At 63.9% G+C, this 25,147-nt stretch carries 34 protein-coding genes; 14 read left to right on the top strand and 20 right to left on the bottom strand.

Going from position 1 to position 25,147, the window contains the following annotated elements; translation table 11 throughout:
* Positions 1 to 244 precede the first annotated feature (244 nt).
* The 4 genes from OXS27_RS26395 (at position 245) to OXS27_RS26410 (ending at position 1,692) form a co-directional block, all read left to right on the top strand.
* Positions 245 to 436: a hypothetical protein gene (locus tag OXS27_RS26395; RefSeq protein WP_267360023.1), complete on the top strand. Its 192-nt coding sequence runs from the start codon at positions 245 to 247 to the stop codon at positions 434 to 436.
* Positions 437 to 611: 175 nt separating this feature from the next.
* The gene (locus OXS27_RS26400; RefSeq protein WP_267360025.1) at positions 612 to 827 is read left to right on the top strand and encodes a hypothetical protein; all 216 of its coding nucleotides are present in this window, start codon (positions 612 to 614) and stop codon (positions 825 to 827) included.
* Between the two features lie 49 nt (positions 828 to 876).
* Positions 877 to 1,065: a hypothetical protein gene (locus OXS27_RS26405; RefSeq protein ID WP_267360027.1), complete on the top strand. Its 189-nt coding sequence runs from the start codon at positions 877 to 879 to the stop codon at positions 1,063 to 1,065.
* Positions 1,066 to 1,239: 174 nt separating this feature from the next.
* A complete protein-coding gene (locus tag OXS27_RS26410) occupies positions 1,240 to 1,692 on the top strand; it encodes a BLUF domain-containing protein (protein WP_267360029.1) in 453 nt (150 codons plus the stop codon).
* A 437-nt stretch (positions 1,693 to 2,129) separates the two neighbouring features.
* Here OXS27_RS26410 and OXS27_RS26415 read toward each other — a convergent pair whose 3' ends face one another.
* Positions 2,130 to 2,963, bottom strand: a complete 834-nt coding sequence (locus OXS27_RS26415) for a porin family protein (RefSeq protein WP_267360031.1) — start codon at positions 2,961 to 2,963, stop codon at positions 2,130 to 2,132.
* A gap of 295 nt (positions 2,964 to 3,258) precedes the next feature.
* Here OXS27_RS26415 and OXS27_RS26420 point away from each other — a divergent pair, with 295 nt between their 5' ends.
* Positions 3,259 to 3,684 (top strand): hypothetical protein, encoded by a 426-nt coding sequence (locus OXS27_RS26420; protein ID WP_267360109.1) that lies wholly within the window; start codon positions 3,259 to 3,261, stop codon positions 3,682 to 3,684.
* Between the two features lie 267 nt (positions 3,685 to 3,951).
* Here the strand turns inward: OXS27_RS26420 and OXS27_RS26425 are convergent, their stop codons facing one another.
* Complete coding sequence (locus OXS27_RS26425; RefSeq protein ID WP_267360034.1) at positions 3,952 to 4,662, bottom strand: Crp/Fnr family transcriptional regulator; 711 nt, start codon at positions 4,660 to 4,662, stop codon at positions 3,952 to 3,954.
* 209 nt (positions 4,663 to 4,871) lie between these two features.
* Here OXS27_RS26425 and OXS27_RS26430 point away from each other — a divergent pair, with 209 nt between their 5' ends.
* Positions 4,872 to 5,108, top strand: coding sequence for a hypothetical protein (locus OXS27_RS26430; RefSeq protein ID WP_267360036.1), 237 nt, complete (start codon positions 4,872 to 4,874; stop codon positions 5,106 to 5,108).
* A gap of 41 nt (positions 5,109 to 5,149) precedes the next feature.
* Here OXS27_RS26430 and OXS27_RS26435 read toward each other — a convergent pair whose 3' ends face one another.
* The 4 genes from OXS27_RS26435 to OXS27_RS26450 form a co-directional block, all read right to left on the bottom strand.
* Complete coding sequence (locus OXS27_RS26435) at positions 5,150 to 5,398, bottom strand: hypothetical protein (RefSeq protein WP_267360038.1); 249 nt, start codon at positions 5,396 to 5,398, stop codon at positions 5,150 to 5,152.
* On the bottom strand, positions 5,395 to 6,174 hold the full coding sequence (locus tag OXS27_RS26440; RefSeq protein ID WP_267360040.1) for a Crp/Fnr family transcriptional regulator: 780 nt from the start codon (positions 6,172 to 6,174) through the stop codon (positions 5,395 to 5,397). The genes OXS27_RS26435 and OXS27_RS26440 overlap by 4 nt, the downstream gene beginning before the upstream one ends.
* Before the next feature lie 156 nt (positions 6,175 to 6,330).
* Entirely contained in the window at positions 6,331 to 7,062 is a 732-nt protein-coding gene (locus tag OXS27_RS26445) for a Crp/Fnr family transcriptional regulator (RefSeq protein WP_267360042.1), read from the bottom strand.
* Entirely contained in the window at positions 7,062 to 7,442 is a 381-nt protein-coding gene (locus OXS27_RS26450; protein WP_267360044.1) for a histidine kinase, read from the bottom strand. Before OXS27_RS26450 ends, OXS27_RS26445 begins: the two co-directional genes overlap by 1 nt.
* Positions 7,443 to 7,718: 276 nt before the next feature.
* Between OXS27_RS26450 and OXS27_RS26455 the strand changes: the two genes are divergently transcribed.
* Both OXS27_RS26455 and OXS27_RS26460 read left to right on the top strand, forming a co-directional pair.
* Positions 7,719 to 8,432 carry a Crp/Fnr family transcriptional regulator gene (locus OXS27_RS26455; protein WP_267360046.1) on the top strand — a complete coding sequence of 238 codons (714 nt, stop codon included), beginning with the start codon at positions 7,719 to 7,721 and terminating at the stop codon, positions 8,430 to 8,432.
* Positions 8,432 to 8,710: a hypothetical protein gene (locus tag OXS27_RS26460; protein WP_267360048.1), complete on the top strand. Its 279-nt coding sequence runs from the start codon at positions 8,432 to 8,434 to the stop codon at positions 8,708 to 8,710. The genes OXS27_RS26455 and OXS27_RS26460 overlap by 1 nt, the downstream gene beginning before the upstream one ends.
* 332 nt (positions 8,711 to 9,042) lie before the next feature.
* On the opposite strand, the gene OXS27_RS26465 is transcribed toward OXS27_RS26460, so the two are convergent.
* The 4 genes from OXS27_RS26465 to OXS27_RS26480 all read right to left on the bottom strand — a co-directional run bounded on the left by OXS27_RS26465 (position 9,043) and on the right by OXS27_RS26480 (position 10,186).
* Positions 9,043 to 9,306 carry a hypothetical protein gene (locus tag OXS27_RS26465; protein ID WP_267360050.1) on the bottom strand — a complete coding sequence of 88 codons (264 nt, stop codon included), beginning with the start codon at positions 9,304 to 9,306 and terminating at the stop codon, positions 9,043 to 9,045.
* Complete coding sequence (locus OXS27_RS26470) at positions 9,306 to 9,476, bottom strand: hypothetical protein (protein ID WP_267360052.1); 171 nt, start codon at positions 9,474 to 9,476, stop codon at positions 9,306 to 9,308. The genes OXS27_RS26465 and OXS27_RS26470 overlap by 1 nt, the downstream gene beginning before the upstream one ends.
* 125 nt (positions 9,477 to 9,601) lie before the next feature.
* A complete protein-coding gene (locus tag OXS27_RS26475) occupies positions 9,602 to 9,811 on the bottom strand; it encodes a hypothetical protein (RefSeq protein WP_267360054.1) in 210 nt (69 codons plus the stop codon).
* A 15-nt stretch (positions 9,812 to 9,826) separates the two neighbouring features.
* Complete coding sequence (locus tag OXS27_RS26480) at positions 9,827 to 10,186, bottom strand: hypothetical protein (RefSeq protein WP_267360056.1); 360 nt, start codon at positions 10,184 to 10,186, stop codon at positions 9,827 to 9,829.
* Between the two features lie 236 nt (positions 10,187 to 10,422).
* Here OXS27_RS26480 and OXS27_RS26485 point away from each other — a divergent pair, with 236 nt between their 5' ends.
* Complete coding sequence (locus OXS27_RS26485) at positions 10,423 to 12,078, top strand: ATP-binding protein (protein ID WP_267360058.1); 1,656 nt, start codon at positions 10,423 to 10,425, stop codon at positions 12,076 to 12,078.
* Positions 12,079 to 12,919: 841 nt separating this feature from the next.
* Here the strand turns inward: OXS27_RS26485 and OXS27_RS26490 are convergent.
* From OXS27_RS26490 to OXS27_RS26505, 4 genes are all read right to left on the bottom strand, one after another.
* Entirely contained in the window at positions 12,920 to 13,048 is a 129-nt protein-coding gene (locus OXS27_RS26490) for a hypothetical protein (RefSeq protein WP_267360060.1), read from the bottom strand.
* A 146-nt stretch (positions 13,049 to 13,194) separates the two neighbouring features.
* Positions 13,195 to 13,461: a hypothetical protein gene (locus OXS27_RS26495; protein WP_267360062.1), complete on the bottom strand. Its 267-nt coding sequence runs from the start codon at positions 13,459 to 13,461 to the stop codon at positions 13,195 to 13,197.
* Between the two features lie 151 nt (positions 13,462 to 13,612).
* On the bottom strand, positions 13,613 to 13,831 hold the full coding sequence (locus OXS27_RS26500) for a hypothetical protein (RefSeq protein WP_267360064.1): 219 nt from the start codon (positions 13,829 to 13,831) through the stop codon (positions 13,613 to 13,615).
* 411 nt (positions 13,832 to 14,242) lie between these two features.
* Positions 14,243 to 15,055 carry a helix-turn-helix domain-containing protein gene (locus OXS27_RS26505; protein WP_267360066.1) on the bottom strand — a complete coding sequence of 271 codons (813 nt, stop codon included), beginning with the start codon at positions 15,053 to 15,055 and terminating at the stop codon, positions 14,243 to 14,245.
* Between the two features lie 334 nt (positions 15,056 to 15,389).
* Between OXS27_RS26505 and OXS27_RS26510 the strand changes: the two genes are divergently transcribed.
* A complete protein-coding gene (locus OXS27_RS26510) occupies positions 15,390 to 15,587 on the top strand; it encodes a hypothetical protein (protein WP_267360068.1) in 198 nt (65 codons plus the stop codon).
* 47 nt (positions 15,588 to 15,634) lie between these two features.
* Here OXS27_RS26510 and OXS27_RS26515 read toward each other — a convergent pair whose 3' ends face one another.
* Complete coding sequence (locus OXS27_RS26515; RefSeq protein ID WP_267360070.1) at positions 15,635 to 16,183, bottom strand: hypothetical protein; 549 nt, start codon at positions 16,181 to 16,183, stop codon at positions 15,635 to 15,637.
* A gap of 224 nt (positions 16,184 to 16,407) precedes the next feature.
* Between OXS27_RS26515 and OXS27_RS26520 the strand changes: the two genes are divergently transcribed.
* The gene (locus OXS27_RS26520) at positions 16,408 to 17,139 is read left to right on the top strand and encodes a Crp/Fnr family transcriptional regulator (RefSeq protein ID WP_267360072.1); all 732 of its coding nucleotides are present in this window, start codon (positions 16,408 to 16,410) and stop codon (positions 17,137 to 17,139) included.
* Between the two features lie 196 nt (positions 17,140 to 17,335).
* Positions 17,336 to 17,584 (top strand): hypothetical protein, encoded by a 249-nt coding sequence (locus tag OXS27_RS26525; protein WP_267360073.1) that lies wholly within the window; start codon positions 17,336 to 17,338, stop codon positions 17,582 to 17,584.
* A gap of 14 nt (positions 17,585 to 17,598) precedes the next feature.
* On the opposite strand, the gene OXS27_RS26530 is transcribed toward OXS27_RS26525, so the two are convergent.
* Together OXS27_RS26530 and OXS27_RS26535 are read right to left on the bottom strand one after the other, a co-directional pair.
* Positions 17,599 to 17,790: a hypothetical protein gene (locus OXS27_RS26530; protein ID WP_267360075.1), complete on the bottom strand. Its 192-nt coding sequence runs from the start codon at positions 17,788 to 17,790 to the stop codon at positions 17,599 to 17,601.
* Between the two features lie 134 nt (positions 17,791 to 17,924).
* Positions 17,925 to 19,115 carry a diguanylate cyclase gene (locus OXS27_RS26535; RefSeq protein ID WP_267360077.1) on the bottom strand — a complete coding sequence of 397 codons (1,191 nt, stop codon included), beginning with the start codon at positions 19,113 to 19,115 and terminating at the stop codon, positions 17,925 to 17,927.
* A gap of 711 nt (positions 19,116 to 19,826) precedes the next feature.
* Between OXS27_RS26535 and OXS27_RS26540 the strand changes: the two genes are divergently transcribed.
* Positions 19,827 to 20,222 (top strand): hypothetical protein, encoded by a 396-nt coding sequence (locus OXS27_RS26540; protein ID WP_267360079.1) that lies wholly within the window; start codon positions 19,827 to 19,829, stop codon positions 20,220 to 20,222.
* A gap of 130 nt (positions 20,223 to 20,352) precedes the next feature.
* Positions 20,353 to 20,832, top strand: a complete 480-nt coding sequence (locus tag OXS27_RS26545) for a hypothetical protein (RefSeq protein WP_267360081.1) — start codon at positions 20,353 to 20,355, stop codon at positions 20,830 to 20,832.
* A gap of 1,403 nt (positions 20,833 to 22,235) precedes the next feature.
* On the opposite strand, the gene OXS27_RS26550 is transcribed toward OXS27_RS26545, so the two are convergent.
* From OXS27_RS26550 to OXS27_RS26560, 3 genes are all read right to left on the bottom strand, one after another.
* Entirely contained in the window at positions 22,236 to 22,427 is a 192-nt protein-coding gene (locus tag OXS27_RS26550; protein ID WP_267360083.1) for a hypothetical protein, read from the bottom strand.
* Positions 22,428 to 22,473: 46 nt separating this feature from the next.
* Entirely contained in the window at positions 22,474 to 23,532 is a 1,059-nt protein-coding gene (locus tag OXS27_RS26555; RefSeq protein ID WP_267360085.1) for an SDR family oxidoreductase, read from the bottom strand.
* A 130-nt stretch (positions 23,533 to 23,662) separates the two neighbouring features.
* Positions 23,663 to 24,904 carry an ABC transporter substrate-binding protein gene (locus OXS27_RS26560; RefSeq protein WP_267360087.1) on the bottom strand — a complete coding sequence of 414 codons (1,242 nt, stop codon included), beginning with the start codon at positions 24,902 to 24,904 and terminating at the stop codon, positions 23,663 to 23,665.
* Positions 24,905 to 25,147: the final 243 nt, after the last annotated feature.

A 25,147-nucleotide genomic window follows, 5' to 3' on the forward strand; every position in this document is an offset into this window, starting at 1 on the left:
AGGGCGGGTATCGTGCGGGTACGTCTCACGTCTGTGAGCTCGGGCGAATTGCCGATGTGTAGGAAGGTCACGCCACGGTGCAGAAGTGGCACCTAGACGAAGGATCGACGGCACACGAGTGAGAAACACCGCCAGGGCGACCTATGGAACGACGAATATGAGAATGTGGCCAAGCTCATGGTGATCCTTCGGTAGCTCGCGCGTAGTTGGGTCGAGTGACGGCGACACATAGAAGGAAAACACCATGGCAGATTTCCAAGACGGCAAGCACATGAAGTCCGCCAAGCTGCGCGCAACGGTGACCCAGACGCGCGGCAAGCCTGGTGCTCAGGGCTACACGAACCAGGAAGCCTCGCAGGAGGTATCTGAGAACAATCGCGCGGCCCGTCGCCGTAATGCTGCCGTGGCCAAGCAGACTAGGGGCGAGGAGGCGTAAATCGCCATACGCGCTCCCGTAACGACCATGAGCGAGAGCATGACGCGAGCCGACCTCGAAAAGCGCGCTGAGCTCACCGTGTGGCTTCGCCAAAGCCTGGCACACGTCGCCCAGGGTACGAGTTCCAAACACTACGCAAGGCACATGTTGCGGCAGCAACAAGCTAGAACTGGTCATGGACCCCACAATCGTCAAAGCCCTCGCCTTGATCGAGGATTATCACGTCGCGCACGGCATTCCATCCGTCCTTGAGATGCACGACATCCGGGCGAAGATGGAGAATGAGGCGATTGGATACGCAACGCCTGCAGAGATGGCGCACGACAAACTCATAGGCATGGGATACCTGGTCAAGATAGTTGACGGCGTAATCTACCGCTTGGAGCAGTAAGAGGCTGCTGCGGTTGCCGGTCCCCACATCTCGCCGCTACAGCCTGCGCATGTCCGACAAGTTAGACGCCCTCGTCGAACGCCTGAAGGCGCACCAGCGCACGCTCATCCTGGCGATGGCAGAGCATGACGAGTTGCCGGCTGGGAGCGCCCTGCGCCAGGTCGCCGAGCTGGAGAACGTCATCGCCGTGGTCAAGGCCGTAGCAGCCGAAGAATTGGATCGCGCCAAGTGGGGCTGATGCCAGCGGCAGCTACAAATAGGACAGGCGGCACACAATACCCGTTAATCCAACGTTATTATTACAGTAAAATAGACCATTATTGGAAGCAGTTGACCGAGGATCATTTGGCACCTTAGCCGTTATTGCTGGCAAGACGCGGGCCGATGGCGGCTCCAATGAGGCAAAGCCCTAATGATCCATCAGCTGGTCTACTACAGCCGCAACACGGTTCCCGGTGGCGACCGTCAGATGCTGACGAACCTACGCGAGATCGTCTCCGTCTCACAGCGCAACAACAGCCGCAACGGTGTGACGGGCTTCCTGATCTTCGATAAGACGTGGTTCTTGCAGATCCTAGAGGGTGAGCGGTCCAATGTGACCGAGACCTACAATCGCATCGCACGTGACGGCCGTCACTCCAGCGCAACCATCGTGAATGTTCAGGATGTCGCCTCCCGTTCCTTCCCAAATTGGACAATGGGTGGCGCCTTGCGTTCTCCAGAAGTGCAGGAGATCTACTTGAGCCATGGCATCGGCGGTGCTCTGGATCCCGTCCGTATGAAGAGCGCGCAGATCCTTCAGCTCTCCCTCGACCTGCAGGAGTTCGAGCAGGCCAAACGACAGGGGCAACGGATCGCTAGCTGACCGCTTGTAACTCGGCGGTGACACGCGTCGGCGACCATATGTGGACGGCTTAAAGCGCCTCCGATCGGTCAAGGTTCAGGGGGCCAACGTAGGTTGTGCTCCTCGATCCGGCCTCACCATGTTCGCCAGCCCCCACGCCTTCGTCCACTACCATCGCGAGCGCTTTGCCGTGCTCCTGTCCTCAGCCCTGTTCCTGGTGGGCGCACTCCCGTTGTTCTGGGCGATCGGCTGACCCTTCAGGCTCCAAAACAAGAAACACCCCAGGAGCGAAGGCTCCCAGGGTGCTGCCGATCGAGCGGCCAGTTTGATCAGGCTGGGGAAGCGAAGGTCAGCCGGAGGGCTGCTCTTCGGCGACGGTGAGCGACGAGGAGGACCAGCTACCCCTCGCCCACCAACGCATCTCCCGGCATCGCTACCGGGAGCAGCTCGATCGGATCTTAGTACGAGCCGAACTTGTAGTTCAGGCCGGCGCGGACGACGGCGAACTCATCGTCGCGGCGACCGATGGCGCTGTAGGCGACCGGGACGAGGTTGGCGGCGTTGACCACCAGGGCGCCCTGGTTGCGGTTGCCGCGCTCCAGGTTGACGTACAGGCCTTCGACCTTGAACGTCACGGCCGAGGAGCGGAAGAAGTTCAGGAACGACTCGGTGGGGAGCGCGAACTCGACGCCGCCGCCGACCGCGTAGCCGGTGCGGAAGCTGTCGTTGCCGGCGTAGCCGCCGAAGGAGCGGTCAGCGCTGCCCGAGCCGTAGGCGAAGCCGCCGGTGCCGTACACGAGCGTACGGTCGAAGGCGTAGCCGAGGCGGCCGCGCACGGTGCCGAAGTAGTCGAGGCTCGACAGGCCGCGCGGGTCGGTGACGTAGTAACCCGGGGCGACGGCGCCGTTCACGAAGGCGTTGTTCCGGTTGCGGCCGAAGTCGAGGTACTGGGCGTCGGCCTCGATGCCGACGACGACGCCGGAGCCCGGGGTGAACTGATAGTTGTAGCCGACCTGGGCACCGCCGGAGAAGCCGTCCTGGCTGCGATCGCGGAAGGTCGCGGTCGTGCCGACAGCGGCGTAGGGGGCCGGGACACCGAACACCGAGCTGTTCGAGCGGCTGGAGGCGTCGAAGGCGTAGCCGGCGTTGATACCGAAGTAGGCGCCCGACCAGGTGAACACCGGCACGGGGGTGAACACGGGCGGCGGGGCGACGCGGCGCGGCAGGTCGGCTGCCGAAGCGGCGGCCGTCAGGGCGGTGAAGGCGACGAGCGAGGCGAGAAGCTTGGTCATCACGTCAGGTCCAACATTCAATCTGGAGCTATGACTACCGGACAGTGAGCCAAATAGCTGTAGTTTTACGGACACAGCGGTTGGTGGCGAGGGGGAGTGTCGTAGTAAACCGCCTCTTAACGCGCCCTCGACCGCCGTAATACTTCGCAGTCTACATGCAAGAGCGCCACAACATCTCGGCGACGCTTTGGTTGCGAGCCGTCAGAACATTGCCGTTCGGCTGTGGCCGTGATGCTACAGGGTGGAAGACCGCTTCGCTGCAGAGTGGGTCGCGTTCCGCATATCCAGCATCAGCATGCCGATCCGGCCCGAGCACCGCTTCTTCTACCCGATCGACTGGGCGCAGCTCTCGGCCGTGATCCGGTTCGGCCGGGCTAAAGGCTGCTGTGAAGGCTGCGGGCGGCCGCACGGGCGGATGGTCTATCACCTCGGCGATGGCCGCTGGTGGGACGCAGATGCCGGCCGCTGGCGCGATGGCTGGGGCCGCAGGATCCGTGTTGCTGCTGTAACCGACATCATCGGTCATGCTCGCCGGACACGGGTCGTTCTAGCAGCGGCCCATCGAGACCACGACACCACCAACAACGCGGACGCCAACCTCGCAGCGTTCTGCCAGCGCTGCCACATGATCCACAACCGGCCGGAGCATCAGAAGCGACGCTGGCGCACGCTGTTCCGGCGGAAGGCGCTCGGTGATCTGTTCGGCGGGCCCTATGGGTGACTTATAAGCATGAAGGAGCCGACGGTTTGTATGGTCTGCTTGCGACCCTTCTCGGAAGCCAGACGAGATGCGGTCGGACGTCTGCCTTCGGACCATGAGCAGACAGACGGTGGATCTCGGTGCTGACGCAGCCTTTCAAATGAATACAGGCCGCCGACACCCTTTACCTTAGGGCTAGATCTGTACCGTACGACACGCCAAAAGCATCATAGCCGGCGGTCTTGACCAAGGGCTACGAGACGGTGCGTTGCCGGTACGTGTCGGATCCTACGCCCGCGTGATAAGCCGCTCGTACTCGGCCTCGGCCAAACCGTAGGTGTCCCCGGCCATCTCCGCCAGCTTCTCGCGGTCGCGAACGAAGATCCGGCCGCGGCCCGTGCGGATCATGCCAGTCCCCTCCAGCAGGTGCAGGGCCGTCGTCACCCCAGGCCGACGCACCGCCAGCATCGCCGCAAGGAACTCGTGAATGAGCGGCAGTTCGTCCTGCTCCAGGCGATCGTGGGTCATGAGGATCCACCGGGCGAGCCGCCCCTCAACGGTCAGCTCGGCATTGGCGTAGACGGTCTGACCCACCTGCACGATCAGGCTCTGCACGTACCGACCCAAGACACCGCGCAGAGGCGCACTCGCCTGTAGGGCAGCCTGCAGCTCCGCGGCCGTGATCTTCAGGGCTGTCCCCTCGACCTGCACCACGGCGGTGTGCGGCGTGCGATCCGTGCCCAGCACCAGCGGTGTCCCGGCAAGCCCTTCCCGGCCGACCAGCCCGATCTCGATGCGCGCCGCAGCCGTGTCCGCCACGAGCGAGACCACGCCCGCCTCGACGAAGTAGGCGTGTGCGATCGGCTGCTGGCTGGTGATCAGCACCTCGCGCAGAGGCAGCGACACCGGCTCCAGTGCCGGGGCGAGGCGGGCGAAGTCCTCCGGCGCCAGCGTGGCGAGGAGACGATTGTGGATGCTGGCTTGCTGAGGCTGAGCCACGGCTCCGCTCCCATACTGGGGCAAGAGCACACGGATCTCTCGGTCGTCCGCGCCCGGATCAGTCAGGCAGACGATGATCGAGACATAAGTGCGATCTCAGACCCAGCATAGGAGCGGCAGCACCACTGTCCGGTTTAGGACGTTGTGCCCACCGTATCGATAGGAACGGCTCGTGAACCCCCGAGCGGCGGCTCGGTGGTGGAGGTGTGATGGCGCGGTTCTTCTTCCACATCCGGGACGGCGATCAGTTGATTACGGATCCGGAGGGCAACGAGTTGCCGGATTTCGACGCGGCGCGGGCCGAGGCGCACACCTTCGCACGGCACCTGCTCGCCGAGCGGCTGAGGGCAGGCAAGGTGCTGGACGGCCAATGCTTCGAGATCACCGACGCGGCCGGCACGCTCCTGGCCGTCGTGCCGATGGGTGAGGTCCTGCGCCTGCCGTAGCTGCCGCTCCATCACCTGAGCGGGGGCGGTTCGGATCGGGTTCAGGCGATCGGCAGACCGAGCTTGGCGCTGATCCACGCCTGCGCATCGTCGATGTCCGAGAACATCGGCGGACACGGATCGTCCACCCGGCCGAAGCCGGCCTCCAGGAACCACTTGCCGGCGTCGGTCCCATGCTGGTTCGAGAGCTGCACCACGACCGCGACGAGGAAGCCCTCGTGGAACACGAGGTGGCTCTCTTGGTCCTCGCTGCCGGTGGCGACCTGCACGGGCTGAAGGCGCAGGGTCATGCCGCCTCCCTCCCCGCCAGATGCAGGTAGTTCGGCTTGAACTCGGCCAGCGCCTGCAGCCGAGGTAGATCCAGGATCGTCAGCCGCTCCCCCGAGAGCGCGATCAGCCCCTGCTGCTGCAGGCTGATCAGGACGCGGTTGACGTGCACGCTGGCCAGCCCGGTGGTGTCGGCTAGATCCTCTTGGGTGATCGGCAGCGCGTAGCCGTCGCCGGTGGCCCGGCCCACGGCGCGCAGCCGCAGCAACAGCTCGCACATGATGTGCGCGATACGCTCATCGGCCGAACGGCGGCCGACGTTGACCAGCCACTCGCGCAAAGTCGCCTCGTCCACCAGCGTAGCAAGCCGCAGCGCATGCGTGATGTTGGGATGGCGCTGGAGCAGACCCTGGATCGTGTCGAGGTCGATGCGCACCACCTGGCAGGCCGAGAGCGTGCCGATCGTGTGGTCAATGGTCTTGAGCAGCGCCACGTCCAGGTCGCAGTAGTCGCCCGGGACCAGGTAGGCCATGATCTGACGGGCCCCGTTCGCCCGCAGTTTGTAGCGGCAGGCGATGCCGTCGAGGATCAGGTAGACGCCGTCCGGCCGGTCGCCCTCGCGGATGAGGGCGGTCCCAGGCTCGACGTGCTGCGGGTCTGCGCTGATCCGCTCCAGCACGGCCCTGTCGTCATCGCAGAGCGAGGCGAGGCTCTCCAGCTTGAGGATCAGGGGGTTGTTCGTCGTCCCGGCGCGGGAAGTTGCGCCGTTACCTGCACCGATCGCGTCGTCGTCCTGCATCGCCTCTCACTTGCTCATGGGTACGGCTGATCTCCCATCAGCGCGACCAGCATCTTGCCGTCGGCAGCGTCCGAAACCGTACACGGCACTAAGAAGGTCTATCTAGGTCAGCGTTCCGGACGTCGGTACCCTGCTGGGGTATCGAGGGATCGAACGTCATGCACCGGACGCAAGGTGCAGGTAGCTCGGGTCGAATTCGGCCAGCTGTACCAGCCCCGGCAGATCGAGGATCGTCAGCCGGCGCCGCCGCAGCTCGATCAATCCCGCCTTCCTCATGTCCTGCAGAGAGCGGTTGATGTGCACGCTGGTGAGCCCAGTCGTGTCGGCCAGATCAACTTGCGTGAGCGGCAGCATGTAGCTGTTCCCGTCCGTATACCCGATGACGCGCAGCCGCCCGAGCAGCTCGCAGAACAGGTGCGCGATCCGCTCCGGGGCGGAGCGGCGCCCGACGTTGACCAGCCACTCGCGCGCGGTCGCCTCATCCACCAGGGCGCTCTTGCGCAGGGCGGCCGCCAGCTTCGGGCGCCGCAACAGAGCCTGGACCGTCTCGGGCGCGAGCCGCGCCACCGTGCAGGCCGACAGCGTGCCGATGGCGTGGTCCATGCGGTCGAGCAGCGTGACGTCGAGGTCGCCGAGGTCGCCGGGCACGAGGTAGGCCATGATCTGGCGCACGCCGGTCTGGCGCAGCTTGTACCGGCAGGCGAAGCCTTCCAGCACCAGGAACACGCCCTCGGGTGCATCGCCCTGGCTGATCAGGTCGGTGTTCGCAGTCACGTAGCGAACATCGGCGCAGACCTCGCGCAGCAACATCCTGTCCTCCACGTCGAGGTCGGCATAGGTGCTGAGTTTGGCCAGGAGCGGATTGGTACCGGCGGGTGAGGTCTGCATCAGCACGGGATCGCGGCGGGTTGAGCCAGCTGCCCGACCAGGTCGACGACGTCGCCGGGCCAGGCTGGCCGGGTCAGGCATGGAGCACCGGCGAACGCTTCGGCGAGCTGCCAGTAGTCTCCGGGAGCGGCATGGACCAGGAAGGGCACGCCGCGCTGGCGCAGGCGCTGCACCAGCCCGGCGCTGGAGCCGTCGGTCAGGACGGCGTCGATCACCGCCAGGGTTGGTCTCTGGCGCAACAGCCACGCCTCGGCCTCGGCGGCAGTCTGGATCGGTCCGGTGACCCGGTAGCCGGCCAGCTCCAACGCGTCGGTGAGGTCGAGGCCGATCACCGGGTCGGCCTCGGCCAGCAGCACGACGCCTCGCTCATCCTGTGTCATCAGCCATCCCGAACATAGGATCAGAAGTTGTGACCGATCTTCTCAGGTCAGTGTGTCCCAAGTTCTATGTACGGTTTGGTACGAATTGAAGATACATCGATCGTCCGGTGTGAAATCCGACGTTCGTCTTTGTCCCAATCCGTACAGACGGGCTGCGACTAACCTGCATCAACGCGGAAGACCTGATGACGACTGCATGGCGGGATCGCGCACGCTCGGTCCGAAGCATTCGTTCCCGTCGGCGTGGATCCCAGTCCTCGCCCGCGGAGCGGTGTAGTGAGCCAAGCCCGACATGATGGCGTCCGCAACCGGCTGCTGAAGGCGCTGACCGCCGCCGACTTCGCCCACCTGCAGCCGCACCTGCTCCTCGCGGAGTTGCCGCTCGGCGAGGTGCTGATCACCCCGGATCAGCCGGTCGAGCACCTATACTTCCTGGAGAGCGGGATCTCGTCGATCACGGCAGCCGGCAGCAACGGCCGGGTCGAGGTGGGGATCATCGGACGCGAGGGCCTCGCCGGGGCGGTGCCGGTGCTCCTGGGCAGCGACCGGGTCCCGCACGACCAGTTCATGCAGTTAGCGGGGATAGGCTGGCGCATCCCAGCCGCGGCCATGTCCGAGGCCTGCGCGGCGAGCCCATCGCTGCAGCGCCTGCTCCTGCGCTACGTGCAGACCGAGATGGTGCAGGTGCGCCAGACCGCCTACGTGAACGCCACCTACACGATCGAGACTCGCCTCGCGCGATGGCTGCTGATGTGCCTGGATCGAGCGGACGGGAACGAGCTGCCGATCAAGCACGAGTTCCTTTCGATGATGCTGGGCGTGCAGCGCTCGGGCGTGACGCTGGCGCTGCAGAACTTGGAGGGCGGCCGTTGCATCCGCGGGCGTCGTGGGCGCATCACCGTGCTCGACCGTGAGTTGCTCCGAACGGTGGCCGACGGCAGCTACGGCCAGGCCGAAGCCGAGTACGCGCGCCTGATCGAGGGGCGGTGATGCCACGCTACTTCTTCAACCTGCGCTACGGTCGCGGACCCGACAAGCTGGCGATCGATCAAGAGGGCGACGAGCTGACGGACGTGGCGGCAGCGCGGGACTACGCCTTGACAGCGGCGCGGGATCTGATCGCCCACACGCGTTCGTACAGCGTGCGCGACTGGTTCACGTGCACGTTCGAGGTCGTGGACGAGGCGGGCCAGCTCATGTTGACGGTGCCGTTTAGTGACACCGTGCCGGAGGAGCCGGACGACGAGATGCAGGCGAAGACAGGCTGAGCCGATCGCGTCGTCTCACTCCTGATCAGGCTGGACGACGCGATCACATTAGTGCCGCAAGGGAATTGGGTAGACCTACGCTCCAGAAGCCGCCCCCTGCACAAACGTGAGGCTTCAGCCTGTCCGCTTCCAAACGCCTGCGGACGTTGGAAGGCTCAGGCACGAAGGTCGGTTGTCCACCCAACTCGGACGCTCAAAGATGGGCATCAAGCGTCAGATCTTGATCACTGGGCGCGAGCCCCGCGGCCCTGGATCCAGCGGCGCGGGCATGCGCTCAAGATGGCGGGTGGCGGGGCAGGTGTCGAGGCCGCGATCCAGCTCACCGACCTACATCATGCCATCGCTGGTCGGCGCGCGATCTGAGGAGCGGCTGGGATCACTTCTTCGGAGGGGGCAGCCCCTGAGCCCTCCACCATGCCGATCAGGTCGGCCTCTGTCAGCAACGCGCCATCCGGATCTGTAACGATAATGTTCTGATAATCGGCAGCTTTGAAGTCGCGCAGCTTACGCAACGCCCAATCCGCTGTCGGACACTTGTAGGTGACGATGCCATTCTTTGCTGCACCTCGGACGACATAACGGCAGCGTTGCTCCATCAAACGTCTATCCCGGCCGCGCCGAGGATAGCCCGCCGCTTCAAGATACCGACGCGATGCGTGCGGATCGCATGCTCAAGGTCAAGCGCGCCAGGATCGTTCGCCTCGTGCAAGATTGCGACGGCTCTGGCGAGCGCCGCGATCACCTGCTCATCGAGCAGCATGCCCATGGCGATCCTGCTTCGAAGGCGTTCGCAGGAGTGATCCATGCCTGAATTGGATTTTGACATGATGCTTTAACGGCAGCGGCGCTCGCCGGTTCGCTGATCTCTACAATCTGCTCGCAACGGCGTGGTCAGGCCCTGCGCGTCGACCGTGCCTGCAGCCGCTCAGCCTCTTCCCGCCACGCGTCCCGCTCGGTCCGCATCGCCTCGACCAGGGCGTGCATGTTGCCGGCGTCGATCGCGGTCTCGACGAGCATGTCCTGGGCCGAGGCCAATTGCTCGCGCAGCTCGGCGTTCTCGGTCGCCAGCGCCAGGAGGAGAGCGGCCACGACATCGCTCATCCGGCCCTCTGGCTTCTAGGCTCCACCGCGTTGAGCCTTCAGCCGTTGCAAGGCGCGCTCATTCTCGCGATCGAACTGCACCGGCGTCATCTCTCCAGCATCAACACGACGGGCAAGCTGTCTACGGTACTCCAGCGCCTCCTCTTCTTGCGCGCTTAGCGGCACGCTGGCTCGTGCAGCGGCCTGTGTCCGTTCAGCCCATTCGGTGTAGCTGATGCGCCGCGCGTCGCGCTCGGCCTTGAGACGAACGACCTCCTCTTGGAGAGCAGCAGCACCCCGCAACGTTACGGCGGCCTGTTGCGGCCCTGAGGTGCCCGATTGGCAGGCGCCCAGCCCGATCGTGGTGAGCAGGATCGCAGTGATGTGTCGGTTCATGGCCAGCCCCTCGTTCAGCACGAGCTAAGCTAGACCATGCCGCTGGTGCGAGAGCGGATCGGCCACACATCTAGGCCTCCTCGACGCATGGGCGCCGTTGGCTGATGAACTTGGCCGTTTGGCACTATATGCGCCCGATGAGCGATGACGAGAAAGCACCGGAGCATACCGGCGGCCACGGTGTGAGCACAGGGGAGCCGGCGCGCGGAACGATGGACCGGGGCGCTTCGGAGCCCTTGGGGCGTCCCGGGCTACACCACTGGAAGCAGAGCACGATCACCGATCCGAGCTTGGAGGATCGCGGGGGCGTCTTCTTTGCCGCCGTCGAGATGACCCGGATGCCCATGGTCTTGGCCGACCCACGCCAGACCGATACTCCGATCGTGTTCGCCAACAACGCCTTCCTCGACTTGACCGGGTACGAAGAGGGCGAGGTTCTAGGTCGGAATTGCCGCTTCTTGCAGGGTGCAGGGACGGACCCCAAACACGTCGCCCAACTCAGGGAGGCGATTGACGAAGACAAGGCCGTCGCCCTGGAGATCCTGAACTATCGTCGGGACGGCACGCCGTTCTGGAACGCGGTGTTCATGGGGCCGGTGCACAACCCTGCGGGCGAGACCATCTACTTTTTCGCCAGCCAGCTAGACGTGACGAACCGGCGCGAGAGCGAGCAGCAGTTCCGGCAGGCGCAGAAGATGGAGGCGATCGGCCAGCTCACGGCTGGCTTGGCCCACGACTTCAACAACCTCCTGCATGTGATCAACGGCAGCCTGGAGCGCCTGTCCGAAAAGCGCCACGACGACCAAGCCTTCGAGAGGTACCTCACGGCTGCGACAACGGCCGCCGATCGCGGTGCGAAGTTGACCCATCAACTCCTCGCCTTCGCCCGGCGAGGCCGCCTGGAGCCGAGGGGTGTCGATCTGAGCGAGCTTGCAAACTCGGTGGCCGAGCTGCTGGAGACATCAGTCGGCAACAAGGCCACGCTGCACCTGAGCCTGCAGCGCCGTCTGCCGCAGGTTCAGGTCGACGCCACCCATCTGGAGATGGCGCTCCTCAACGTCGTCGTGAACGCGCGAGATGCCTCGCCCAACGGCGGCGCCATCACTGTCACCACGAAGCAGATCCATCTCAACGGTAACGCCAGATCCCGGCAACTCGAACCGGGCGACTACGTGTTGTTATCCATCTCGGACGAGGGCACCGGGATGCCACCGCACATCGTTGCGCGGGCTACTGAGCCGTTCTTCACGACCAAGGGGCGCGGTGAAGGGACTGGCCTCGGTCTCGCTATGGCGCACGGCTTCGTGCAGCAATCGGGTGGGCAACTGGAGGTCGAGAGCACGGTCGGACGCGGTACGATCATCCGCATGCTGTTCCCGGTCATGAAGCAGCAGGTCGACGAGAAGGGTCGGGCAGAACCAACGATAGGTTATCAGACGCGGCCGCTCGACAGCCTGACCGCACCACCGCTCATCCTCGTGGTCGACGACAGCCACGAGGCAGCAGCGATGGCCGCTGAAGCCATCCAGGATGTCGGCTACCGGGTCGTGATCGCTCACAGCGCCGAGGAGGCACTTGAGCGGTTCGACGAGGCGCAGGCTGACGGGGACGGCTTCAAGCTCGTGTTCTCGGACGTGATCATGCCCGGCGGCGCGAACGGCATCACGCTGGCCGCGACGATCCGGGAGCGTGATCCGGCGGTGTCTGTGCTTCTGACCACGGGCTACAACGACGAGATGTCCATTGACGGCCCGCAACCTGACGCGATGGACGTGCTGGGCAAGCCGTTCCGTCGCAGCGAGTTGATCGACCGCATTCAGTCGGCCCTGCGCCGTGGTGCTCGGACCGGACCAGGACGGCAAACGTCCGACTTCGGGCACGCCCAGGCGTAGCTGATCAGCCTCTTAGAAACGGCCGAAAGGCTGGCTGCTTAGGTCAACTTGCGGATTAGCGCTCGGCCAGCGTGATCTCTGCGACTGCGCCGGCGAGGCCGCACCGTGGCCGAGGGGCATCGGACCCCGGTGCTGCTCTTCCGGCGCGCGGCCGGAGCCGATCGCTGAGAAGATGATGGCGCATGCCAGTTAAGGAGCGCTGTACGCTATCGCAGGCACGGGAACTGGGTTGGTCGTTACCAGCCTCTCGGCTCCATCAGGCTTACTGCTTCGCGGTCGGCCATGAGCACAAGATGGCGGGTGTCGAGGCGCCAAGTTTCCAGCCCCTATGCGCTTTGCTGTTGACAGACCGACTGGGTGGCTCGCCAAGACCAAAGCTTAAGCATATACGTAGATTGCATCCCCTGCACAGTTTTGCCCTAATTCGAGAACAGTTAATGGGCTGTTAACCATCTCGGGTGCTGGTTCGTCTGGTTCGAAGGAGCCTGAGCGATGATCTCGGCCGGTTTGCTCGTCATGATCAGTGCGGCTCTTAGCGCCGCTGCAGTTGGTGCCGTGAGCGGGCCTAACGCCCGCAACCAGTAGCGTCGCAGAAAGCTCTTCAGTGGAGTGTGATGGCTCCGCTACAGGTCAGATTTCTTGATCTCATCGCCATATTCGGACCTCGAACCGGCACAGTTCAGCTGCCACACTGACTGGATTGAACCCCGTCTCCGGTCTCTGCGATGCTCGATATAGCCCGCACCTTCTTTCTCCAGAACCGCGAGGGTGGCGCGGTGCTCGGGTCCTCCGCCTTGTTTATGACCGGAGCCATGATGCTGATCTGGCTGCTCGGCTGAGATCACAGATCCTGTCGGCGTCGGAGCTGAAGCGCCAGGATCAGCGCGCCGGGCCAGAAGACGAAGCTGAGCAGGGCAACCGGCACGAGGGCGCGCCCCTTCCACCAGGTGATCGCAACCGGCACGATCAACCCTTGCACCGTGACCGCAAGCAGAGCCCAAAACTCCAGGTTGAAAGGTCCATGGGTACTTCCCGCTCGCGCCCAACCGCTACGCTGTCGGGCGAGCGCTTCTCCTAGGCTGCAGCCGCTGCCGAAGGCGGTAGGATGGGCCTTATTTACTGCAACGTGTCGATCAAGGCTGCGTGACCGTGATGAGCCAAACCCCCAGATTGGGCTGATGGCCAGGTTTGCGGAACGGAGGGTGGGTTTTCGTCGATGTAGTGCTCCAGCGTCGCCCCAAAGGCGAGCACCACTGTCACTCCAAGAGCTGTGAGCAGTACCCGCTCAACGTGCTCGGCGCGCTGCTCAAGGCGCCAAATCAGGTAACAGCCAGCCGTGAACACGGCGGCCATGATCAGTGGAACGCCAAGATCCTCAGCCATCAGAGCAGCCCCGGCATCTACGACCCACGCGGATCCGAAAATCGTGCCGCGCCGTCGAGGTCACCCGCCACCCTTGGTAGCCTCGCGACGCCTCGATCCCGCGACTGCCTGCGCCAAAAACGGATGAAACACCGCTGTCGGCCCGAGCGTGCTAGGCGACGGGTCGGGTCGGCGGGTGTTTGAGCACCTCCGCAACAGCCTCGCGCGATTTACCGCACACGTCATAGCCCATCTGCTCCAGCCGTTCGATGAGAGCCGAACTGTCCTCAAGTTTCCTTGCGGTCCACTCAGCTAAGGCCACGTTCGTGGCAGTGAGCTGATCCTCGGCCGCTTTCATATCCGCTAGAGGATCGTTCGGCTGGTCGCTCATCCGTGCCTCCTACTAGGTTGTGCTCAGCCGGCATCGTCGCCGTTCTGTTGGCTAGTGGGGCTTTGATCCGAAGGCGGCATCGTCGGCGCTCGCCACTACGCCGAGACCGGCCGGAACCTCGCCGCACGAGATGCATCGCAGGCGTCGGGCCACGTCAACTACGTCTTCGACCGCCTCAGCGTCGAGTTGGTCCCACGTCGCCGATGTCGAGATCCGGCAGGTCGGGCAGCATGGGATGCGTAGACCACGGTAGCCGGAGTTGAACCATTCGGCGACGGTGCGAGGAGGTATTGCGGGATAGGCCATGATTGGGGGCGCGTGAGAGCTGTGAGCCCCCGCCCTATTCCTTGCGTGCGACCGTTGAACGACAGTTCGATGACACCGTTCGGCAGACCGGACGGCCGCAGTCGCCTACCGCATAGCTCGCCCGCCTCCACCACCCGCGCGGATTCTTGCACGGTCTGATTGGTCGAGGTCGCCCGCTGCCCCTCGGCAGCCCATTTTCGGTGCCGTTTTCCCCGATTCTGACAGGATGAGAACTTCAGTAGGCGTGCGGTTCGCGGATTTGCACCCTCCCCCCTGCGCCAGGGTGGGGTATCCTGAAATCTGAGGAGACCCCTTCCGAGCAAGACGCAGCCAGGCCGTCCACTCGGGCGAGATGATCCGCACGATGTTCGTATCGTTGCGGAAGCCGGTGATCTGGCGCTCCTCGACCGTTAGGAGGCCGAGCTTTCGGGCCTCCCGGATGGCGTTGCGCACCGTGGTCTCGGCCACGCCCGTGACGGCGGCGAGGTTCGGCACGGACAGGCGGCAATCCTTCCGGCGAGCGGTCTCGGCGGCCACGAGGGACAGCACCGCCTGCTCGGCCAGCGTGAACCGGGCGGCAAGACCAGGCGGCAGGCGCCCTGAGGCTGCCCAACGGCGGCGGCGCTCCATACTGGCGTCCGTGCGTGGGCGGCTGCCCACGGCCCTCCTGGCAGCCTGTACCAATGTCCGGGGGTCGGCTGTCCCCTCGCCCGCGCTGGTTCCTGTTGGGTTCGAGCTCTGTCCGGACCTGGGGCTGCTTCCGGACAGGGTCCGGCCCTCGATGAGAACGGACAGCGCCTCGGCCTCGGCCTCCGTGACCTTCCCCTCCCCGTAGGCACGCCAGAGCAGGGCGGTCACGGACGGCAGGGTGATTCGGTCTGCCGCCTCGATCGCGCGGCGGATTTCGTCTGCAAACACGGTCCTCGGCCCTCATCGGGCCGCAACAAGGCGTTCCGGGCCGCCGCAGGGGCGTCCGGTCCACAAGGCAAAGCCTCATCGTCGCGGGAATTGGCGTTCCCGCTTGACGCCCGGGGGCGCCTCGTGGCTTGTGGGGGATGCATGTCGGCCCACAAGGCCACTTTTGATTTCGACGGCCCTCCAGTTTGGCGACTGGGGGGCCGTTGGCTTTTCAGGGGTCGACTTGCGGCGGCGGTGTCTCCTGATGTTCCCGGCGACTCGCGTGGAGAGCGCGTCAGCCGGACATGGCATGTCGGCTGGGCAGCACGGTTAAGTCAACGTTGCGAGGGTAGCGATGACGGACCTGGAGATGGTCGAGCGCGAAATCGCCACGCTGCAGGAGAGCATCCGGGTAGCGACGCATGCCCTGGATGATCCAAGCCTGTCTGTAGAGGGGAGAAATCGCGAGCGGGCGAGCATCGAGTTTTATCAGCGCCACCTCGACGATCTGCTCACGAAGCGCGACTATCTGCAGGCTCAGAGCCAGGGTTAGAGGGCGCTACTCATTGCCCTCCCCCAATCACCGTCCGCACCCGAGTGTCACCCGGCGTTCTCAAGCTCCTGTGGCAGACCCAGCCATCCCTTCAGCTTCGCAGGCAAAAAGCCAGGGCGCTTCGTCGCCAGTTTAGCTGAAGCGCGTACAGTCTCCAGCCGGCTAGCTGCCTCCTCCGTGTCGAGCGGATCGGCTTGCCGCCCGATAGCGAGCGCGCCTTCTAGAGTCGCCAGACCGTGCTGGAAGTCGAACTGACACGGTGCGGGTGAGAATAAATTGTCGCTGTTGAGGTACGCGTTGATGTAGCGCTCCCGCTCGTGCTCGACTTCGTCCGTGTCTGCACAAGCCAGGCGGGTCACAAACGGCATCAGGCGCTGACGCTGCGCATCCGTCGCATTGTCATTTAGCTGCATCGCGAGCCCACAGATTGGGCGCGAGAAGCAGATCGGCATTGCTTTGACCGAACCGATACGCTGATAGGGGAAGCCGCACGCCAAGACTGCCGCTTCGTTGATGCAGGTGCCACCGTCAGGGCCAGGAAACTTGTGCGAACCCCGGAGAAGCTTCCAGTTCAGGATGTGACTGAAGTCGCTCATGATGGCTAACTCCGTAGCCGCCCCGTCTGAACCTCCTCCTGTACTGCTACTTCGTCAACCGTGGGCACACCGGTTGCGCGCAAACGGCCGCGATGCCGCAGCCTTGCTCGCCTGACGGATCAAGCATGCAACTGAATACAATATTTTAGGTTGGTGGCAGGACTGAGAGGCTCGGCAGTTCGCGACCGCGTCATAGGCGCATCGTCTGCTCAATGAAGCGGGATATGATGGCACTATCTAAGTCCCCCTTTGGCCCGCTGGCCCGCAGGTTAGGAGGTGCTGCACTCCTGCCAGTCGCAGCTGAACGCGCGATCCTTGGCTTACCTCTCATCATCCGGACGATCGACGCCTCCCGGGATATCGTCTATGCGGATGGTCCATTTGCGCATTGCTGCGTGATCCTCGACGGCTGGACGTGCTGCTATCAGCTCCTCGCGGATGGCCGGCGTCAGATCCTATCGTTCCATGTGCCCGGCGATTTGCCGGACCTGCAGAGTTTGCACCTACCGTCGTCAGATTTCGGCATGGCTGCGGTGACTCGGGCCAGCGTCGCCTTCGTGCCGCATACCGAACTGCGGAAGCTGTCCGACCGGTCCCCTGCTATCGTCCAAGCTTTTTGGCGAGAAACTGTCGTGACCGCAGCAACCCACCGGGCCTGGATCACCAGCTTGGGACGACGCGATGCCCGTCAGAAGGTGGCCCACCTCTTCTGCGAGCTATACCTGCGCCTCGAAGCGGTCAGCCTCGCGGGTGATCACATCATGCCGATGCCGCTTCGGCAGAATGATCTCGCCGATGCGTTAGGGCTGACGTCCGTCCACATGAACCGGGTACTGAGGGACATGCGGACGGAAGGTCTGTTTGACCAGCGATCGCGCAGATTGGAGATCCAGGACTGGGCTGCTCTCGCCGCGGCCGCCGAGTTCAACCCACAATATCTGCACCTCGGAAATTAGCCTCCCGGCGATATCCGCTTCACGCACTCGGCTACGACGACGCTGATGATAGACGGCCTCCCCCGCCAGCCCGTGATCAGATCGGGCGGCGGGGCCGAGCCTCGCACAGACGTGACTGAGCTGCTTGCAGGTCGTTAACCTCGCTCAAGGTCGCGCCTTCATCGCTGGGTTACAGCGCCGCATGGCGAAGCGCGCGATGACCCTCGACCTGTATGACACGCTCGACATCGTCGACGACGATGTGGCGGCCTTGGTGGATGCCTACATCGCCGATCCGAAAGCCGGATTGGTGGCGTTCGGCGATGGCTACCAGATCGACCCAGCGGCGGCTGTAGCCTCACACCCATTTGCGAACACGCTGATTGGGCAACCCTGGGCCAGCGCGGAGCTTCGACGGGCCGCCATCCGCGCCGCCATCATGCTCGCACAGCCGGAGCGGATGTAATCCGGCACCTGCGATCAGGTTTCGACAGAAACATGCGATGGCACAGGGCGCTGCAAGGTCCAGACGACACGGCCCGCGTCATCTTCGAGGGTGACCAATCCTGGGCGCGTCTCTGGGAGCCGGGCGAACTGTTTCTCGGCTTCGCTGATTGCATCCGCGTCGGTACAGGCGTCGATGTGCTGGGCGTCGAGGGCGATGCTGCTCACGCACCCACAGTAGACCACACATCGGAGGTGGAACACGGCCATCTCGAAGGAGCAGCGCATCCAGTCACGGACGGGGTCGGTGCGGGTCTTTGCAACATGGCCCCAACCAGCCCAGCCGTGGCTGTTTCCACGAGTTATGCTACGGCCGTGGTCGAAAAAGGCGCTGACATTCCCGCAGTGGGGCTCCTCACTACGCAATTTCGCCCTTGAGCCTTCGCTTCGTATAGGGCGGCATCGGCACGGTCGAGGGTCGGCTTCACTTCGGTGGCTGCCGCTTCGAATTCGGCCGCGCCAATGCTGACGGTAAAGCGAATGGCTGCGCTGTTTGACGTCACGACAAGTGAGGCCAATTTGCCTCGTATCCGCTCGGCAACCTGGATCGCACCGTTGAGGTCCGTTTCAGGCAGGACGACGCCAAACTCCTCTCCTCCCAACCGGCCGAAGACGTCGCTTGGGCGCAGCGTCTGGCCGAGGCACGATGAGAGAGCCTGAAGCACCGCGTCGCCGCCAGCGTGCCCGTAGGTATCGTTAATCGTCTTGAAGCGATCTGCATCGATCATCAAGAAGGAGGTGGGCCGATCATAGCGACGTCCCCGTGCCAGTTCCGCAAGAGCCCTCTCGGTAAAACTGCGGCGGTTCAGGGCGCCCGTCAGGGGATCGGTGGTCGCGATCGTGATGAGCTTTTTGGTGTAGCTCGATATCCGACCGACCATAGGGCGGAAGATGCCCATAGCCTCCGCAAGAAGGGTCAGGAGGACAACCACAAGGGAGGCGTTCTGCATCCACTGCAGCATCTTGAGGCGGCTTCGGCTGGTGCGCTCGTGCTCGCTGACGACCTCGTCTAAGCCGCTCAAGAGGGGTTCGCGAGCCGCCGCGAACAACGGCGCCAGAGCGGCGCGCATGCGCGTATCATCGGGGGCCATGTCGTGGACCGCACGCGCCTTGGCGATGTAGTGCGTGACCTGCTGATTGAGCGGATCGGACCCGCCGTAATAGAGCGCCTTCAACTCCGGCGTCGACGGTTCGGGAATGCCGAGCGCCGCATCACCCGTCATCAAGCGAGCGTGCGCGGCGGAGAACCGGTCGATCGCCTCGCTCAGATCGCGACGCGCATCCGCGTCACCCATTGCCCACTGAGCCGAGAGGCTCGCGATGCGCTGGGACAGCATGCGCTGCCGTCCGCTGATGTTCACGACCGAGGCGGCACCTTCATGCTGTTCGAGCACCTGACGCAAGGTCAAATGAGAAACGAGCGACATCAGTGCGACTAGGGAAAGAGCTAGCACATACGCAATCGTGAGAGATCGTGTCGATATCTCGCCCATGTCGCTGCCACCTCCGCGTTCGTGGTAGCTTAGCAACAGAAGCTATTGAACCGTTTAACGACTTTGACCTGACTCGAAAAGGCACGGGATGCAATGCTGAACGATATCGGCCGCACTCCTCGGGTTAATATGGTATCGCCGGATCATACAGCGTTGTCTTCCGAGAACGCGAACTACAGGTCGTGCAACTGACGCACCGGCCGAGCGGCTATAACATCATAACACGCCCAGTCTCCGACGTGCGTTCACGCTCGTTCAAACGCTGGCCGCCATGCTGCCTGCACGCCGGTGAGATAGACGACCTCCCCCGCCAGCCCGTGATCAGATCGAGCGGCGGGGCCGAGCCGGGCGTTAGGTGAGCGCTTGGGGGTGTAGTGAAGGCGTGCCGCAATACGTGTCCGGCTTGAGCGGGCAGCCGCTATGAGCTTTTCGATGCATCATCGTCTTATTGAAACCGGGCCCGCAGTAAATGCCGTTGATCGACACACGCCCGTGGCATGCAGGACAACGCTTTACGGCTATTGCGTAGCGGCCCACAGCGTCAGTGAGACTGACTTGGCGCCACTTGCCCTCGATTTCTGCTTCACATGTCTGAGGAACGAGCGCCGGCATGCCAACTGAGGTGCCATGGATGGGCGAGCGTTGCCAGCGCGCTAGCGTCACACCGCGCGGTGCTTGGCCGGTCGGCACCATTTGCCGTAGCTCGGCATTATGTCAGCCAGCCTCGTCCCCACCCTGATCCCCAACCCCGTCGCCATCTGGCACGGCGCCATCGAGAACATCTCGCCCCACGCCTCGCCCTGCCGGTATCTCGCCCCGGCGAAGTGGGGGATGATGCGGTCGAACGCGTTGGCCTTCATCGACCAGTTCGGCGCCGAGGCGCACCGGCTCGGCTGGACCGCTTACGAACTGTTTGGGGTGCATCCGCAGCACGGAACCCTGCGCGTGGACTCCTGCGGCGCGCTGATGCTCAGCACTAGCGCAGCCCAGGCGGTCCATGCCGACCGCGTTTCGTTTGCCCAGACCTCAGGCTACCGGTTCCTCAAGGGGCAGGCGCCAGGTATCCCGGTCTGGGAGTTCGCAGCGCGGGTTCGCGCAAGCACGTGATTTCGCACGCGGTTTGACCCGTCATCCACACTGCTCCACCGCGATCTCGCCTGCCCCCACTCGCATCAGTTGAACCACACCACCGCCTCGGGCTTGTTCGTGGTTCGTTCGCGAGCGGAGGAGCACCAGAATGGGGCGCCTGGGAAATGTGCAGCCCGGCCGAGTGTGGGTCGATTGTGCCTCCTGCAAGCGTTCGGGCCGCTACAGCGTGGCCAGCCTGCTTCAAAAGTACGGGCCCGATATCTCGACGGTCGATCTCCTGCGGGTGCTGACGGCCTCGTGCCGCCACCAGCGTCCGCCTGGGGCGCCGCCGGCGCGGAAATACGAGCATCTGTGTCTGGCTGCGATCACCCTGCCAACCTACCGGCAAACCAACGCGCCGGTGCCGCCCGGCGTCCCCTACACGATCGAAGTTTGGGCCGAACACGGAGGTGGGATCGAGCTGCATCTCGCCACCATCTTCCCCCTGTCCCTGGCGGTCGCTGCGTTCGAAGCCGCCTGCATGGAATGGCCGAAGAGTGAGATCACGCTTCGGGATCGTGCTCGGATCGTACGGCGGCAGGATCGGTCGCCTGGGACCAGCGCAGAGCTTGCGGGGTCCCTCCCCTGATGGCGGATCCGTCAGCTCCCAGGCGAGCGAGCGCGCGGAAGGTATGGCCTTTACGATCCTGTCGTTCATGACGGTAATGCCAGCGCGATCAGCATCCAAACGCACGCCTTTGCCTCAATGTCACAATCGACTGCACCAGAGACATCCCGGCAGCTCAAATGATGTGGCCTCTGCGGCGAACGCTCAGTAGCGGTCGCCAACTGCGGCCCCTGACTCAAGCTGAGGCTCAATGGGGGCGCCGGGCGAAGCCTCCGGCTCGGGCTTCGGACGCGCCGCTTCCCGTTTGGTAGCTGAACTCGTCGTCGATGGTAATTTTGCCGTGGCGTTGGTACCAGGCGGACCCATCTTCCCTACTAGGCCAGGAGCACCCTGGGGTCCTCGTGGCCCGGCTGGTCCGGCTGGTCCGGCTGGCCCGGCTATACCGGCCAGCCCTTCGGGGCCCGATGGACCGGCTTCGCCCTGTGCACCAGCAGGTCCAATCATCCCCTTAGGACCGGGCGGACCCATCGCTCCCATGTCGCCTTTTGAGCCTGGCTCTCCTTTGAGCCCAACTTCACCGCGCGGTCCTACGGGGCCAATAAGCCCCGGCGCCTGCGGCCCTTGTTGGCCGCAGCCACTGACCACGACATCGCGCGACTGTTTAGGGGTTCGGAGCGTCGCGATGCAGGTGGCCGGGTGATAGACCACGCGAAATTCAAAATAACCTCGGGGGTCAGTACGCTGGGTGAACTTGCCGTCGAGGGTGATTTCACTGTCTGGCTCGTCGGCGTACCCAAGTACCCACAGATACCCGCCCGTGATCTTAGCGTCCTCGACTTTCACGTCAGCATAGGCTGGCGTCATATATGCCACGATCAGACCTGCGCTGAAGCACATGATCACTTGCCAACGCATCAAATATCGTTCCTGAAGCTATGGCATCGCTGAGACACCACTTTGCAGGTGCGCCTAAGGCGCCATCCCCAGCCGGTACACTTAGCGCGCGTCGGAGGCATTCCGTTCCAGCGAGGCTCTCGCATCCGCCGCTTCTACGTCAGAACTGAGAGAATAGAACGCTACCTATGGGATGGGCTCGTCCAGCCCCTGCGCGTAGGCGGACGGCAGTCGGTTGTGCTCGTTCATCCCTGCACCGGGAAGCCCATGACAATGGCGGTCTTCACCATCGTGCGGCGCAGGCCTAGCTCACACGGGAGTGAGATCGGACTCTTTCTCGTCGCGTCGGCAGATCAAGGCCGAACCGTTTGGCGACGCAGCTTCGACAGGGGCGCCATCTCGTCATCTCAGGGTCGCCGGCTCAGCCGCGCGAGCGTTTACTCATCGTTCGCATCCGGTTGCATCATTTCGATGTTGCAACCCAAAGTAGAATAAAGTAGCCGCATGGAGCCCAAACCAAGACCCGTCCCTCACCCCGCCCGGTTCGCCGTGGCGGGTTTTTTCATAGCTTTCTGGCGCACCGCCTCACGATGTCCGGACTTGATGGCGAACGGCGGGGCGCCGTCGTCCTTCAGGTAGGCGGCAGTCGCATCCTCGATCTCCTCGTCCGACACCTCCGACTTGCGACGCAGGTCGCCGACGCTGGGGATCTTATTGGGCATGACGGGGAGCTACCGTGGCTCCCCTGCCCCGTCTATCGTTCTACGGTCATGGCCGGTGCTGATACCGTCCGGCAACCCGTCGCCGACCATCGGCCTTACCCTGCTCTCCAGCCGCAAACAGAGCCGTTGCTGCAACGAGGCCAAGTGCGCCAGCGAGGCCGATTTTGAGCCATTTCGGATCAACTGCCGAGACTGTGTCGACCGATCGATTGTCGAAGCGACCATGTGCGCCGGGATCGGTGTCGACGGGATCGTAAAGGTTGTCCGGTCGCCCTTCGATCGCCGCTTGGTTCGTCATCTCCCCGCGGTAGCCGTGACGAGCGAGGTAGCCGTCGATCCAACCAGGAACGAGCATATTGCCGATAATAGCCTTCCACGTCGGAAAGCCGATCCAGAGCTCACGCGGCGAGGTGTGGGCGGCCTGGTACACGTGGCGCGCGATAGCCTCGGGCTGGTAGATCGGCGGCACCGGCTCAAGCCGACGCGGCATGCGCGTGCGGGCCCAATCGAACTGGGGCGTGTTGACGGCCGGGAGTTGTACCATCGTCAACCGAACCCGGCTGCCGTCGTGCAGAAGCTCGCTACGCAGACTGTCGATGAAACCGCGCACGGCAGCCTTGGCCGCGCAGTAGCTCGATTGCAGCGGGATCGATCGGTAAGCCAAAGCGGAGCCGATGCAAACGATGGCGCCGGCATCGCGAGGCTGCATATGCTTGAGAGCGGCGAGCGTGCCGTAGACCTGCCCGAGATAAGTCACCTCGGTCGCGCGCTTGAACTCCTCTGGGGAGGTCTGCTGCACGGGCGCATAGATCGTCACCATGGCGACGTTGATCCAGACGTCGATACCGCCGAACTCCCTCACCGTCTCGTCTGCTGCCCGCATGACGGCATCGGCATCGGCGACATCGACCTGCTGCGCGAGCGCACGACCGCCAGCCTGCTCGATGTCTCGCACCGTCCCCTTCAGCCCAGCTTCACCTCGGGCGAGGACAGAAACGTTCCAGCTGTGCCGGGCAAACTCGTGGGCGATGGCTCGCCCTACTCCAGCGCTGCCACCGGTCACGACTACGGTCGGACGCCGATCGCTGTTTACTTCTCGACTCATCGATCGTCCGTTCTTGAATGGCTGGCGCGTGTCGCAGCGCAGACGCGCGAACCGGCCACTTTGCTCCGAACAGAACGTCCATCACGTGTCGGCCGGGCGGCCATGTCATCACGGCTCGCCCGGCCTCGCTTCAGCGAGCGGCAACTGCCTTAGCCAACGGACACTCGCTATCGGCAAGCGTCGGATAGGCATCCTTGGGCTTGATCGTGCTCAGAACCTTGTAAAGGTCCCACGGCCCCTTCGACTCCGTCGGGCTTTTCACCTCCACGAGGTAGAAGTCATGGACGAGCCTGCTGTCGGCTCGCAGCGTCGCGCCGCGGGCGTAGAAGTCATCCACAGGGTTGGCGCGCATCCACGCCAGGACCGTGTCCGTGTCATCGGTCTTGGTCGACGCCACGCCTTTCAGGTAATGGCCCACCGCTGAGTACATCGACGCCTGGGCTTCGCTCGGCATGGCGCCGTGGAGCTTGTAGAACCGTTGCGCGAAGGCGCGGGTTTCGTCGTTCAGGTCCCAATACCACGCCGTGACTGCACGTAGGCCAGCCGCGATCTTTAGGCCCATGCTATGCGTGTCGGTCAGGAAGAGCAGCCCGGCCACCGGCTTCTGGGGACCGCCGGTCATGCCGAACTCGGTCCACTGCTTCATCTCGGTGACGAGTTGGGACCCGGTGCTGGCGAAGCCGATGGTGTCGGCCCCTGACGCTTGGGCTTGCAACAGGTACGAGGTGTAATCGGTCTCCGCCGAAGGGTGAAACACCTCGCCCACAGACTTGCCACCGGCCGCCGCTAGGAGCGTCTTGGATACTGAGACCATGTTGCGGCCAAACGCGTAGTCCGCGCCGATGAAGAACCACGTCTTCTGGCCCTTTGGGACGAGGTCACGGATCGGACCAGCCACGAGGTTGTAGGCGTCGTGCAGCCAAGAGAGTCCGGTAGGGACACACTGCTTGCCGGTCACCTCAGTGGTGGCCACGGCCGAGTAGACCGCAATTTTGTTCTTCTCGCGAATGATGGACTGGATCGCCAAGGCGACGGCTGAGTTGCCGACATCAACGATCAGATCGACGCCATCGACGTCGATCCACTTGCGGACGATCGTAGCGCCGACATCGGGCTTGTTCTGGTGATCGGCCGAAACGACCTCAACCTTTAGGCCATGCGCATCCGGCTTGAAGTCCTCGATCGCCATCTGGGTCGCGATGACCGATCCCTTGCCGGTGGGATCGGACAGGAACCCAGTTTGATCGTTGACAACGCCGATCCGGACCACGCCATCGGATATCTCGGCGCTGATCGCGGCCGAGGCTCCGGCGGTGATGATCAGGAGTCCGCCGAGCAGCGTCCGCAGATGAGTTTTCAGCTTGCCCGGCATGCGTGCGCTCTCCGTGGTAACGTGCAGGACGAACCTGCGGTGGGCAGGTCGGCCCTCGGTCATCCCAGTTTGGTCGCAGGATGCCGGGCACGCAGCCGTTGCAAGCGCCGAGCCGGATTGATCATCAAGGCAGGCTGGGCGCGGTGATGCGCTTGACGTTCCATTCAAAAGCCGGGACCAGCCGACTGGCTGCATCCCGGCTTCGCGTGCGCCGAACCGTGCCGCCGATGAAAGCGCTAATTT

The sequence above is a fragment of the Methylobacterium sp. GC_Met_3 genome, from assembly GCF_026540775.1.
Classification (GTDB): Bacteria; Pseudomonadota; Alphaproteobacteria; order Rhizobiales; family Beijerinckiaceae; genus Methylobacterium.

Coding starts and splice junctions, on each gene's coding strand:
- OXS27_RS26395 (WP_267360023.1), top strand. CDS start 245: ATGGCAGATTTCCAAGACGGCAAGCACATGAAGTCCGCCAAGCTGCGC.
- OXS27_RS26400 (WP_267360025.1), top strand. CDS start 612: ATGGACCCCACAATCGTCAAAGCCCTCGCCTTGATCGAGGATTATCAC.
- OXS27_RS26405 (WP_267360027.1), top strand. CDS start 877: ATGTCCGACAAGTTAGACGCCCTCGTCGAACGCCTGAAGGCGCACCAG.
- OXS27_RS26410 (WP_267360029.1), top strand. CDS start 1,240: ATGATCCATCAGCTGGTCTACTACAGCCGCAACACGGTTCCCGGTGGC.
- OXS27_RS26415 (WP_267360031.1), bottom strand. CDS start 2,963: ATGACCAAGCTTCTCGCCTCGCTCGTCGCCTTCACCGCCCTGACGGCC.
- OXS27_RS26420 (WP_267360109.1), top strand. CDS start 3,259: ATGCCGATCCGGCCCGAGCACCGCTTCTTCTACCCGATCGACTGGGCG.
- OXS27_RS26430 (WP_267360036.1), top strand. CDS start 4,872: ATGGCGCGGTTCTTCTTCCACATCCGGGACGGCGATCAGTTGATTACG.
- OXS27_RS26435 (WP_267360038.1), bottom strand. CDS start 5,398: ATGACCCTGCGCCTTCAGCCCGTGCAGGTCGCCACCGGCAGCGAGGAC.
- OXS27_RS26440 (WP_267360040.1), bottom strand. CDS start 6,174: ATGCAGGACGACGACGCGATCGGTGCAGGTAACGGCGCAACTTCCCGC.
- OXS27_RS26445 (WP_267360042.1), bottom strand. CDS start 7,062: ATGCAGACCTCACCCGCCGGTACCAATCCGCTCCTGGCCAAACTCAGC.
- OXS27_RS26450 (WP_267360044.1), bottom strand. CDS start 7,442: ATGACACAGGATGAGCGAGGCGTCGTGCTGCTGGCCGAGGCCGACCCG.
- OXS27_RS26460 (WP_267360048.1), top strand. CDS start 8,432: ATGCCACGCTACTTCTTCAACCTGCGCTACGGTCGCGGACCCGACAAG.
- OXS27_RS26465 (WP_267360050.1), bottom strand. CDS start 9,306: ATGGAGCAACGCTGCCGTTATGTCGTCCGAGGTGCAGCAAAGAATGGC.
- OXS27_RS26470 (WP_267360052.1), bottom strand. CDS start 9,476: ATGGGCATGCTGCTCGATGAGCAGGTGATCGCGGCGCTCGCCAGAGCC.
- OXS27_RS26475 (WP_267360054.1), bottom strand. CDS start 9,811: ATGAGCGATGTCGTGGCCGCTCTCCTCCTGGCGCTGGCGACCGAGAAC.
- OXS27_RS26480 (WP_267360056.1), bottom strand. CDS start 10,186: ATGAACCGACACATCACTGCGATCCTGCTCACCACGATCGGGCTGGGC.
- OXS27_RS26495 (WP_267360062.1), bottom strand. CDS start 13,461: ATGGCTGAGGATCTTGGCGTTCCACTGATCATGGCCGCCGTGTTCACG.
- OXS27_RS26500 (WP_267360064.1), bottom strand. CDS start 13,831: ATGAGCGACCAGCCGAACGATCCTCTAGCGGATATGAAAGCGGCCGAG.
- OXS27_RS26510 (WP_267360068.1), top strand. CDS start 15,390: ATGACGGACCTGGAGATGGTCGAGCGCGAAATCGCCACGCTGCAGGAG.
- OXS27_RS26515 (WP_267360070.1), bottom strand. CDS start 16,183: ATGAGCGACTTCAGTCACATCCTGAACTGGAAGCTTCTCCGGGGTTCG.
- OXS27_RS26520 (WP_267360072.1), top strand. CDS start 16,408: ATGATGGCACTATCTAAGTCCCCCTTTGGCCCGCTGGCCCGCAGGTTA.
- OXS27_RS26525 (WP_267360073.1), top strand. CDS start 17,336: ATGACCCTCGACCTGTATGACACGCTCGACATCGTCGACGACGATGTG.
- OXS27_RS26535 (WP_267360077.1), bottom strand. CDS start 19,115: ATGGGCGAGATATCGACACGATCTCTCACGATTGCGTATGTGCTAGCT.
- OXS27_RS26540 (WP_267360079.1), top strand. CDS start 19,827: ATGTCAGCCAGCCTCGTCCCCACCCTGATCCCCAACCCCGTCGCCATC.
- OXS27_RS26545 (WP_267360081.1), top strand. CDS start 20,353: ATGGGGCGCCTGGGAAATGTGCAGCCCGGCCGAGTGTGGGTCGATTGT.
- OXS27_RS26550 (WP_267360083.1), bottom strand. CDS start 22,427: ATGCCCAATAAGATCCCCAGCGTCGGCGACCTGCGTCGCAAGTCGGAG.
- OXS27_RS26555 (WP_267360085.1), bottom strand. CDS start 23,532: ATGAGTCGAGAAGTAAACAGCGATCGGCGTCCGACCGTAGTCGTGACC.
- OXS27_RS26560 (WP_267360087.1), bottom strand. CDS start 24,904: ATGCCGGGCAAGCTGAAAACTCATCTGCGGACGCTGCTCGGCGGACTC.